At 64.5% G+C, this 11060-nt stretch carries 8 protein-coding genes; all 8 read right to left on the bottom strand.

From position 1 onward, the window contains the following. Positions 1–355: 355 nt before the first annotated feature. The 8 genes from YUA_RS0143255 to YUA_RS0143215 all read right to left on the bottom strand — a co-directional run bounded on the left by YUA_RS0143255 (position 356) and on the right by YUA_RS0143215 (position 10812). Positions 356–1246 carry a crotonase/enoyl-CoA hydratase family protein gene (locus YUA_RS0143255; RefSeq protein ID WP_027536225.1) on the bottom strand — a complete coding sequence of 297 codons (891 nt, stop codon included), beginning with the start codon at positions 1244–1246 and terminating at the stop codon, positions 356–358. 177 nt (positions 1247–1423) lie between these two features. Further along, the gene (locus YUA_RS0143250) at positions 1424–2845 is read right to left on the bottom strand and encodes an amidase (protein WP_027536224.1); all 1422 of its coding nucleotides are present in this window, start codon (positions 2843–2845) and stop codon (positions 1424–1426) included. Positions 2846–2847: 2 nt separating this feature from the next. Next, positions 2848–4011, bottom strand: coding sequence for a M20 aminoacylase family protein (locus YUA_RS0143245; RefSeq protein WP_027536223.1), 1164 nt, complete (start codon positions 4009–4011; stop codon positions 2848–2850). Between the two features lie 13 nt (positions 4012–4024). After that, positions 4025–5530 (bottom strand): M81 family metallopeptidase, encoded by a 1506-nt coding sequence (locus YUA_RS0143240; protein ID WP_027536222.1) that lies wholly within the window; start codon positions 5528–5530, stop codon positions 4025–4027. A 288-nt stretch (positions 5531–5818) separates the two neighbouring features. Beyond that, positions 5819–7468, bottom strand: a complete 1650-nt coding sequence (locus YUA_RS0143230; protein WP_027536221.1) for an ABC transporter ATP-binding protein — start codon at positions 7466–7468, stop codon at positions 5819–5821. Between the two features lie 113 nt (positions 7469–7581). Then, a complete protein-coding gene (locus YUA_RS0143225) occupies positions 7582–8469 on the bottom strand; it encodes an ABC transporter permease (protein ID WP_027536220.1) in 888 nt (295 codons plus the stop codon). Positions 8470–8488: 19 nt separating this feature from the next. Beyond that, positions 8489–9430 (bottom strand): ABC transporter permease, encoded by a 942-nt coding sequence (locus YUA_RS0143220; RefSeq protein ID WP_027536219.1) that lies wholly within the window; start codon positions 9428–9430, stop codon positions 8489–8491. 251 nt (positions 9431–9681) lie between these two features. Further along, on the bottom strand, positions 9682–10812 hold the full coding sequence (locus tag YUA_RS0143215) for a M20/M25/M40 family metallo-hydrolase (protein WP_027536218.1): 1131 nt from the start codon (positions 10810–10812) through the stop codon (positions 9682–9684). Between the last annotated feature and the right edge of the window lie 248 nt (positions 10813–11060).

The following is an 11060-nucleotide window of genomic DNA, read 5'->3' as shown; positions in this document are numbered from 1 at the left end:
GGCGACGATTCCCCCCTCAGGACCACGTTCCGCCCCGTCAGTCCCGGTACCTCGCTTACCCGACGATTATCGACCGAGAGGCTCCGCCCACGCGGCCTGAACGCCACGTCCCGAACTCGATCGCAACCATGCGCGCCCGATTGATCCGCATGCTCATTAAAACCTTGCCGCGATGTCCATGCTGTGGCATCGGCGCAGCATCCAATGGACGACGACGCCCATGACGCAGTAAGATTAGCGAAGCGCAACCCACCACTTCTTTCAACGCGGAAACATAAGAGGTGGGTTACGCCTAGCGAATTGCGCTTCGCGCAATTCGCGGGGCTAACCCACCCTACGAAGTGCAACGAAGGTCTCACTTATACTCCCGCTCGTTCCACCACGGGAAATAATCCGGCATATCGCTGGACACCTTGTTCTTGAATTGCGCCGGCCGCTTTTCCAGGAACGACACCACGCCTTCCTTGACGTCGTCCGAGCGGCCGCGGGCATAAATGCCGCGGCTGTCGACCTTGTGGGCTTCCATCGGATCGTCGGCACCCATCATGCGCCACATCATCTGGCGGATCAGCGCCACCGACACCGGCGCGGTCTTGGCGGTGAACTCCTTGGCGAGCGCGCGGGCGGTCGGCGAGAGATCATCCGGGGCGACGACCTTGCTGACGAGGCGGCCGGCAAGCGCTTCCTGCGCCGGGAAGACGCGGCCCGAATAGCACCATTCCAGCGCCTGCGAGATGCCGACGATGCGCGGCAGGAACCAGCTCGACGCCGCCTCCGGCACGATGCCGCGCTGGGAGAACACGAAGCCGAAGCGCGCGGCGTCCGAGGCAATGCGGATGTCCATCGCAAGCTGCATGGTGACGCCGATGCCGACCGCTGGGCCATTGACCGCGGCGATGACGGGCTTGAGGCACTTGAAGATGCGCAAGGTGACCTGGCCGCCGCCATCGCGGACCTGCGGATCGCTGTAATCGACCTTGCCGTCGGTGAAACGTTTGACCGGCCCGCGCCGCGCGTCGCGATCAAACGTGTCGGCGCCTGACGACAGATCGGCACCCGCGCAAAAGCCGCGGCCTGCACCGGTGACGATGATGGCGCGGACATTGTCGTCCTTGTCGGCGGCGTCGAACGCGTCGATCAGCTCGGCCTGCATCTGCGCGTTGAAGGCGTTGAGCTTGTCGGGCCGGTTCAGCGTGATGGTGAGGATCTGTTCGTCGACCTCATATTTGATCGTCTCATACGCCATGGGTGGTTTCCTTCCTTGTCTTTTTGTTATCGACTTTAGCACGTCATTCCGGGGCGCGCGTAGCGCGAGCTACGGTGCGCAATTGCGCACCTGAGAATCCATCGTTCCCAGTCGAATGGTGGATGAATGGATTCCGGGCTCGCGCCAAGAGGGCGCGCCCCGGAATGACGGCGGTGATTACTTTGCCGGCGGGCTCGGCCAGGGCTTCTGCGCGCCGCGCAGGCCTTCGAAGGCCTTGGCCATGCCGAGCACGCCGATATCGTCGAAGCGGCGGCCGACGATCTGGACGCCGATGGGAAAACCCTTGGCGTCGAAGCCGCCATTGATGGAGACCGCCGGGTTCTCCGACATATTCCACGGCACGGTATAGCAGATGTGCTCGAACGGCCTCGCCGGATCGTTGGTTGGCGAGGCCCATTCGGCTGGATAATTCACGTTCGGCGCGGTCGGCGAGATCACATAGTCGAACTCGCAGAACAGCTTTGACGCCGCCGCGCGGATCGCCATGGTCTGGTTGAAGCCTCGGATGACGTCGACGCCCGACAGCTTCGCGCCGGACTCGCCCCATTTGAAGATGTAGGGCAGCACCTTTGCCTGTTCGGCCGGCGTCAGTTTTGACAGATCGTCCCACATCCGTGCGCGCCAGAAATTGTCGAGGCCGTCAAGCATGTCGCGGGTCAGAATGCCGTCGACCTCGGTGACGACGCTACCTGCGGATTCGAACGCCTTTGCGGCTTTCACCGCAACGTCACGGACCGGCTTTTCCGCGGGCAGGCCGACGCCGGCATCGAGCATCAGGCCGATGCGCAGTTTGCGCGGAGACTTCTCCAGTCCCTTCCAGTTCAAGGGCTCTGCAGGCAGGCTCATGCCGTCGCGCCGGTCGGGCTTTGCGATCACGCTCATCATCAGCGCGCAATCGTCGACGGTGCGGGTCATCGGGCCGGCGACGCGGCCGACATAGGTGGGGTCGATCGGCACGCGGCCGAAGCTCGGCTTCAGGCCGACGAGACCGCACCAGCCCGCGGGCAGGCGCACCGAGCCGCCGATATCGGTGCCGAGATGCAAGGGGCCGTATCCGGCCGCGGAGGCGGCGCCTGCACCGGCGCTGGAGCCACCGGGATTCTTGGAGAGGTCCCAGGGATTGCGCGCGAGCGCGTGGAAAGAGGACAGCCCCGAGGAGAGCATGCCGTAATCGGGCATGGTGGTTTTTGCGAAGATAATGGAGCCTGCCTCACGCAGCCGCGCGGCGGGCGGGGCATCCTTTTCGGCCGGCACGAGCTTGACGCTCGCGGCGCCCAGCGGCACCGGCACACCCTTGGTCGCGATATTGTCCTTCACCGTCACCGGCACGCCGTCGAGCACACCAGAGGGTTCGCCCCCGGACCAGCGCGCGGTCGAGGCCGCTGCCACCTCGCGCGCGCTGTCGGGATCGAACGCATAGAGCGCCTTGAGATGCGGCTCCCACGCAGCGACGTGCGCGAGCACGTCCTCGAGCACCTCGCTCGGCGAGAACTGTTTTGCGCGATAGCCCGCGATCAGATCGACCGCGGAGAGATCGTGCAGCGAGGTGACTGCCTCTTCGACGCCCTTTTTCTGCATTGCTAAACTACCGGCATGCGCGTTTCGATGATGCGGGCGAACATGCTGGCGCCGATCGGCAGGATCTTGTCGTCGAGCACATAGCCGGGATTGTGCACGGGCACCGAGCCGTCGTGGCCGACCCAGAAATAGGCGCCGGGAATGGTTTGCAGCATGTCGGCAAAGTCCTCGCTGCCCATCTTCGGTTGGCTGCGGGTGATCACCTTGGCGGGGTCGACGATGGTGCGCGCGACGTCCTCGACCACCTTGGACTGCTCGACCTGGTTGACCAGCACACCGAAGGTGTCGCGGATGTCGACGTCGATCTCGCACTGATACGCGGCGGCAATGCCGGCGCAGATCGTGCGGATGCGTTGGCTGATCAGGGCGCGCACTTCATCCGAGAAGGTGCGGATAGTGCCGCAAAGATGCGCTTCGCCGGGAATGACGTTGTAGGCGGAGCCCGCATGGATCTGGGTGATCGACACCACCGCAGCCTGGAGCGGCTCGACGTTGCGGCTGACGACCGTCTGGATCGCTTGCGCCAGCGTGGTCGCGATGATCACCGCGTCCTTGGAGCGCTCGGGCATCGCGCCATGCGCGCCATAGCCGGTGATGCGGAGATCGAAGAAGTCGGCACCGGCCATCGCCGGTCCGGGCAGGATCGCGATCTCGCCGAGATTGAGGTCCGGCGCGTTGTGCAGGCCATAGAGCTCGTCGCAGGGGAATTTCTCGAACAGGCCGTCCTTGATCATTGCGCGCGCGCCGCCGAGGCCTTCCTCAGCCGGCTGGAAGATCAGGTGCACGGTGCCGTCGAAATTCCTGGTCTCGGCGAGGTAGCGCGCGGTGCCGAGCAGCATGGTGGTGTGGCCGTCGTGCCCGCAGCCGTGAAAGCGGCCGGGGATCTTCGAGCTCCATTTCAGATTGGTGTTCTCCTCCATCGGCAGTGCGTCCATGTCGGCGCGCAGGCCGATGCGCTTGCCGCTCGAACCCTTGCCCTTGATGACGCCGATCACGCCGGTGCCGCCGAGGCCGCGATGCACCTCGATGCCCCAGCCCTTCAGCTTGTCGGCGACGATGCCGGAGGTGCGGATCTCCTCGAAGCCGATCTCTGGATGGGCGTGGAGGTCGCGGCGGATGGCGGTGAGTTCGTCGGCGTAGCCGTCGATGCGGTCAATGGTGGGCATATGTCCTGTCCAGCTAGCGTGAAGGGGGAGTGAAAACGGGGCCGTTCGGCTTGATGCGGATGCCTGGCCGCAGGCGCGTCCAGGGCAGCGAGGCAGTGTCGGCCGGCATCGCGCCGGGCGCGGCGCAGATCATCAGCTTTTCGGCGATCGGCTCGAAATCGGCGCGGAAATGCACCGAGCTCTTGTTGACCAGAATTTTCTCTGTCGTCGGCTCGATGCCGACATAGCGATACATCGCCTGGTCGGCGAGCTGCGCCTTGTGCGAGGAGACGACGACGCGGACGTCGCCGATGCGCAAAGCTGCGGAGGGGCCCATCTCCATCTCGCGGCCGCCATAATAGGGGCCGGGCGCGATGAAGCGGCCGTCGGAGAGCTTTTCGACGACGAAAGTCTCGGTATAGGGCTCGTCGCCGGGAATGCCGGACTTGCCGCCGAGCGCGAGCGTCACGGTGGCGCCGACGCCGGCAGCATGCGCGGCCTTGGCCGACTGGGGATCGTAGATCGCGCCGGTTGCCGCACTCGCCTTGTTGCGTACCAGCGCGCGCAGCATGCCGGTGGTATCGGAATCGCCGCCGGCGCCGGGATTGTCCTGGGTGTCGGCGATGATGATTGGTTTGCTCGCGCTTTTCGAAAGTTCCATGGCGTGGCGCACGCCGTCATCGGGCGACCAGATCTTGCCGTCGAAATCGTCTTCGTGGCTTTCGATCAGCTTGACGATCGCATCCGCGGCGCGGTCCGCGTCAGCTTGCGTCTGGCCATAGGCGAACACGCTCGGTCCGCAATCGTGGAAATCGGCGGCGGGGAAGCCGGGCGCGAAAGAGAGGGTGGGAACCGCGTCGCTCTGCAGCGCGGCGAGCCTTTCGTAGATGCCCTTGGTGGGAAAGTCATTGGTGCATTGCCAGCTGATCGCGATCAGGAACGGCAATTGGCGGAATGACTTTGCAAAGCGCTGTTTGGTCTTCAGCAGCAAGACGAGGTGCTTTGCGGAGGCCCGGCCGGTCTCGGCCATGTCGACATGCGGATAGGTGCGGTAGGCGATCAGGGCGTCCGCATGCTCCATCATCTCGGGCGTGACGTTGGCGTGCAGGTCGAGGCTCGCGACCAGCGGGATGTCCTTGCCGATGACGCGGCGCACGCGCGCCAGAATCTCGCCTTCGCCGTCGTCGAGATGCTCGGTCACCATGGCGCCGTGCAGGTCGAGATAGACGGCGTCGATCGGTCCGGCGGCCGCGATGCCGTCGACCATCACCTTCACGATGCGCTCGAAGGCGTCCTCGGTGACGTGCGCGGATGGGCTCGCGCCGCAGGCAATCGTCGGAACGAGTTCCCAGCCGTTGGCTTCGGCGCTGTCGACGAAGCCGGCCAGCCCAACATTGATGCGCCGCATCACCTTCAGCACGTCGGCGCCTTCAGTCATCGCCGGCCAGCCGCCGCCATGCTGGAAGTCCGCGAATGTCGCCTTCGTCGGAGCGAAGGTGTTGGTCTCATGCAGGAAGCCGCCGACGGCGATACGTGTCATCAATGCAAGTCCAGGGGATATGAGGGGGCGACGTTACCTGCCTTCGCGACAAGAGCAAGCAGGGGAAGCCATCGCGTTGCGCATGGCGTCAAGCTGATTTGGAATGCTGCGGATGCGATGAGCCGCTCCATCGACCACACACTGGGTGTCGTCCCGGCGAAGGCCGGGACCCATAACCACAGGGAGAAGCTTGGCGAAGACTGGTCGTTCGGGATTAGCACCGAATGCGACCGATAGACCTCGCGGTATGGGTCCCGGCCTTCGCCGGGACGACACCCGCGAGTGTTGCTACAGGGTGGCCGCCACACCCTCCGACACCGGCCGGAAATTTGCGAAATCCCAGCCCCGTCCCGGTGCTGCATCCAGCAGCGCCCTGGTGTAAGCCTCCTGCGGATGCGTCAGCACTTCGGCGGCCGGGCCCTGTTCGACGACGCGGCCGTGCTGCATCACCACGACCTCGTCGCAGATTTGCGCTGCGACGCGTAAGTCGTGGGTGATGAACAGGATGGCGATGCCGAGCCGCTTCTGGATCTCGTCGAGCAGTTCCAGCACCTGTGCCTGCACGGAGACGTCGAGCGCGGAGACCGCTTCGTCCGCGACCAGCACATCAGGATCGAGCGCGAGCGCACGCGCAATGGCAATGCGCTGGCGCTGGCCGCCGGAGAACTGGTGCGGATAACGCGACACGGCATCCGCCGGCAGGCCGACGAGCTCGAGCAGTTCGCGTGCGCGCTTCATCGCGTTCGCATGCGAGACACCGTAGTTGATGGGTCCTTCCGCGATGCTCTCGCCGACCGTGACGCGCGGGTTCAGTGAGCGGTAGGGATCCTGGAACACGATCTGGATCTTCTGCCGGTGCGGCTGAAGCAGGCGGCGTGAAATATCGGAGATCTCGCGGCCGGCGAGGCGGACGCCGCCAGAGGTCGGATCGATCAGGCGGACGATGCAGCGCGCGACCGTCGACTTGCCCGAGCCGCTTTCGCCAACGATGCCGAGGGTGCGGCCCTTGCGCAGCGTCAGCGTGACCTTGTCGGCGGCAACGACCTCGCGGCCTTTGCCGAAGAACGCACGTTCCTTGTAGACCTTGCTGAGTTCGTTGGCCTCGAGCACCACCGGTTCCTTGCTCTCCTCACGCGGAGCGCGCGGCACCAGGCTCGGCACAGAGGCGAGCAGGTTGCGGGTGTATTCCATCGTCGGATTGCGCAGCACGGTGTCGAGCGGGCCGGTCTCGACGAGGCGGCCCTGCCGCATCACCGCGACGCGGTCGGCGATCTCCGCCACGACACCCATGTCGTGGGTGATGAACAGCACCGCGGTGCCGTGATCGCGCTGAAGGTCGCGGATCAGGGTCAAAATCTGCTTCTGCGTGGTGACGTCGAGCGCGGTGGTCGGCTCGTCCGCAATCAGCAGCTTCGGCTCCAGCACCAGGGCCATCGCGATCATGATGCGCTGGCGCTGGCCGCCAGAAAGACGATGCGGGTAGGAGGCGAAGATGCGCTCGACCTGGGGCAGGCGCACCTGCTCCATCATGTCGAGGATGCGCTTCTTGCGCGCCCTGGCGTCGAGATCGGTGTGCGCACGCAGAACTTCGTCGATCTGGCGGCCGACCGGCACCACCGGATTGAGCGCGGTCATCGGCTCCTGGAAGATCATCGCCATCTGTGTTGCGCGCAGTTGCCGCAGGCGGCGGTCGGTCGCGGTGAGGATCTCCTCGCCGACGAGTTTGACGCTGCCGCCAGTCGGAACCAGCGTGCCCTTCGGCAGCAGGCCCATCGTGGTGAGCGAGGTCACCGACTTGCCCGAGCCGCTTTCGCCGACGAGGCACAGCGTTTCGCCTTGGCGGACCTGGATCGAGATGCCGTCGATGATCCTTGGCCCGCCCGGCTTCTTGCCGACGGAGACGACGAGGTTGTTGATGTCGAGAACTACATTGCTCATTGGGTTACTCCGCTGTCATTGCGAGGAGCTCTTGCGACGAAGCAATCCAGAAATCTTTCCGCGGCGGCATTCTGGATTGCTTCGCTTCGCTCGCAATGACGGGGGTGAGAGGATCACTTGCCCTCCCGCTGCTTCATGCGGGGATCGAGTGCGTCGCGGGCGGCGTCGCCGATCAAATTGATGCTGAGGATGGCGATCGAGAGCAGGAGGCCCGGCCAGAAGATCAGCGTCGGCTTGAGCTGAAAATACTGGCGGCCCTCGGCCATGATGTTGCCCCAGGTCGGCGTCTCCGGCGAGATGCCGGCGCCGAGGAAGGAGAGGATGGCCTCGGTGAGGATGGCGGAGGCGCAGACATAGGTGCCCTGGACGATCAGCGGCGCGATCGTGTTCGGCATCAGATGCCGCCACATGATCTTTGGCAGCGACGAACCGACCGAGATCGCAGCTTCGACGTAAGGCTCCTCACGTGCGGACAGCACGACCGAGCGCACCAGGCGGGCCACGCGCGGGATTTCGGGAATGGTGATCGCGACCAGCACGGTCCAGATGCTGGCGCCCGACAGCGACACCACGGCGATCGCGAGCAGAATGCTCGGCATCGCCATCAGGCCGTCCATGACGCGCATCAGGACGGAATCGACCAGCTTGAAGAAGCCGGAGACGAGGCCGATCGCGAGGCCAATGACGATCGAGAGGATTGCCGAGCCGATGCCGATCAGAAGCGAGATGCGGCCGCCATAGATGACGCGCGACAACAGGTCGCGGCCATAGGCATCTGTGCCGAGCAGGAATTGCGCCGAGGAGGGCTTGAGCCGCTGCGACGGCGCAAGCTGGATCGGATCATGCGGCGCGATCAGCGGCGCGAGGATCGAGATCAGCACGATCAGTGCGAGCAACACCGTTGCCGTGGCGATGATCGGTGTCGAGGTGAGGAAGCCGAAACGTGGCCGCAGCGGCGACGTGATCGGGATGGATGACTGGGGAAGGGTATCGACCGACATTTTTGTTGTTGTCCTTGCCTCAGTACCGGATCCGGGGATCGAGCAGCGTGTAGGCGACGTCGATCAGGAGATTGACGACGACGTAGATCAGCGAGGTCAGCAGGATCATCGCCTGGATCACCGGATAGTCGCGCGCCAGCACCGCATCCACCGTGAGGCGGCCGATTCCGGGGATGTTGAACACGCTCTCGGTGACGACGACGCCGGAGATCAGAAGTGCAAAGCCGGTGCCGATCACGGTGATCACGGGCACCGCGGCGTTGCGCAGCGCGTGCCGCATCATCACCGCGACTTCATTGATGCCCTTGGCGCGCGCCGTTCGCACGTAGTCTTCACCCAACACGTCGAGCATCGCCGCGCGCGTCATGCGCGCAATCAGTGCGACGTAGATGAAGGAGAGCGCACAGGTCGGCAGGATGATGCGCTCGAAGAACGGCCCGAAGCCGGCCGAGATGCTCTTGAAGCCCTGCACCGGCACCCAGCGCAGGTCGATCGCAAACACCTCGATCAGGACATAGCCGACCACGAACACCGGCACCGAGAAGCCGAGCACGGAGAGGCCCATCACGAAACGGTCGATCCAGGTGCCGTGCTTCCACGCCGCGATCACGCCCAGCGGCACGGCGACGATGACGGCGAGAATGATCGTGGACAGCGCGATCGAGATCGACGGCTCGACACGCTGGCCGATCATCTTCATGACCGGCAGGTTGGAGATCAGCGACGTCCCGAGATCGCCGTGCAGGAGCCTGCCCACCCAGGTGATGAACTGCACGATCAGCGGCTCGTTGAGGCCGAGCGAGGTGCGGATACGCTCCAGCCGTTCCGGTGTCGCATTGTCGCCGGCGAGGATCGCGGCGGGATCGCCCGGCGTCAGACGCAGCAGCAGGAACACGAACAGTGCGACGACGCCCATCACGGGTACCGCAGCGAGAATTCGGCGTATGAGATATCCGAGCAAATTGGATCCGTCAGATTAGAGTCAAATCGGCGAGGCGCCATTGGCAGCTTGCCATCAGCCTAACATTTCAGCAATTCCCGTGCCATCGGGGGCGTCATACCACACATGGCGCCATGTCCGGCTTTCGATGGCGGCTTCTTCGCAGGGCGGGCAAAGCGAAGCGTGCCCACCCTTCACGGCCACACTTCCGATGGGAATGGTCGGCACGGTGCGCGAAGAGCGCGCCTTTGCCCATCCTACAGGCTGCGATGTCACTCCAGCGTCGCCAATAGCCCGGCCAGCAGCCGGCCGCGTTCGACCAGGCTTTCGACCTCGATATACTCTTCCAGCGTGTGGCCGTTGCCCCCGCGCACGCCAAGGCCGTCGAGTGTCGGGATGCCCATCGCGCCCGTAAAATTACCGTCGGAGCCGCCGCCAGAGCTAGCATGCGGTAGTTCCGCGCCGAGAGATTTGGCGATGCTGCGCGCCTTTTCATACAGCGCCATCGTGCCGGCATCTGGCTCCCACACCGGCCGCGTCACGCCACGCGTCACCTTGAAGGTGACGTCGTTGGCGGTGCCGGAAAGCGCCAGCATCCGCTCGACGCCACGGTCGAGATCGGCCTGGCGCTTTGCCATGGAGAGCGCTTCGCCGGTAGCGGTCGTGGCAACGCAATTGACCCATTGTCCGCCATGCACGACGCCGACCGAGAAGGTGCAATCCTCCGTCGTCATCGCGTCGATCGCAAGAATCTGCCGCGCCATCTCGCGGATTGCCGAGCGTCCGGCCGACAAGGTCGCGCCGGCGTGGCTCGGCCGTCCCGTCGCTTCAAGATTGAAGCGCGCGATGGCGTAACGTCCGGTAGTGACGCCGTTGTCGGCGCGGCCGGGCTCGGGCACCAGCACATATTTGTTGCGCGCGGCCTCCGCCTCGATGATGTCGCGCGTCGAGGGCGTGCCGACTTCCTCGTCCGGCGTGAACAGCACGGTGATCGGCAACGGCGTGGTGAAGGACGCGCGGGCGAGCTGCCGGATCGCTTCCAGCGACAGATAATTGCCGCCCTTCATGTCGTAGATGCCGGGGCCGTAGCATCTGTTGCCCTCGCGCCGCCATTTCAGCTTCTCGATGGTGCCGATCGGGTGGACGGTATCCATGTGCCCGGCGATCAGGATGCCAGGCTCGCCTTGTTTCGGATGCGGAAAGCGCGCGCGGATGACGCCGCCGAAGCCCTGACGGCCGCCGATGCGCTCGATGGTCGCACCCATGATCGCCATATCCCGCGCTGCGATATCGAGCATGCGGCTGACCGCGCCCGCGTCCCAGGTCGGGCTTTCGCATTCCACCCAGTCGCGCAGACCCTCGAGCATGGCCTCGGAATCGAAGGGAAGGTTGGCTGGATTCATCTCAATGTCTCTCAAGCTTCGAAAGATGGAACGCGCATTGCATCAGCGCCGGCAGGACAAGCGGAGAGAGTTGTAGAGCCAAACCGATCTTTGGGGAGCCCGTGCGTGCGACGCCATGGGCTGCACCGAAACCGGATTGACGCGCTCAAGACTGTCTGCAAGTCTCGAAAAGATAAAGGCATGCATGAGGTTAGTTCGCCTAAAGAACAAACCGAATGCTCAACCAATAACCTGCCTTTGAACAGTTT

The sequence above is a fragment of the Bradyrhizobium sp. WSM3983 genome (assembly GCF_000473045.1).
In the GTDB taxonomy this organism is placed as follows: Bacteria; Pseudomonadota; Alphaproteobacteria; order Rhizobiales; family Xanthobacteraceae; genus Bradyrhizobium.
The sequence above is the reverse complement of the archived record's forward strand: the minus strand, read 5'-3'. Positions and strand labels throughout refer to the sequence as shown.

Coding starts and splice junctions, on each gene's coding strand:
- YUA_RS0143255 (WP_027536225.1), bottom strand. CDS start 1,246: ATGGCGTATGAGACGATCAAATATGAGGTCGACGAACAGATCCTCACC.
- YUA_RS0143250 (WP_027536224.1), bottom strand. CDS start 2,845: ATGCAGAAAAAGGGCGTCGAAGAGGCAGTCACCTCGCTGCACGATCTC.
- YUA_RS0143245 (WP_027536223.1), bottom strand. CDS start 4,011: ATGCCCACCATTGACCGCATCGACGGCTACGCCGACGAACTCACCGCC.
- YUA_RS0143240 (WP_027536222.1), bottom strand. CDS start 5,530: ATGACACGTATCGCCGTCGGCGGCTTCCTGCATGAGACCAACACCTTC.
- YUA_RS0143230 (WP_027536221.1), bottom strand. CDS start 7,468: ATGAGCAATGTAGTTCTCGACATCAACAACCTCGTCGTCTCCGTCGGC.
- YUA_RS0143225 (WP_027536220.1), bottom strand. CDS start 8,469: ATGTCGGTCGATACCCTTCCCCAGTCATCCATCCCGATCACGTCGCCG.
- YUA_RS0143215 (WP_027536218.1), bottom strand. CDS start 10,812: ATGAATCCAGCCAACCTTCCCTTCGATTCCGAGGCCATGCTCGAGGGT.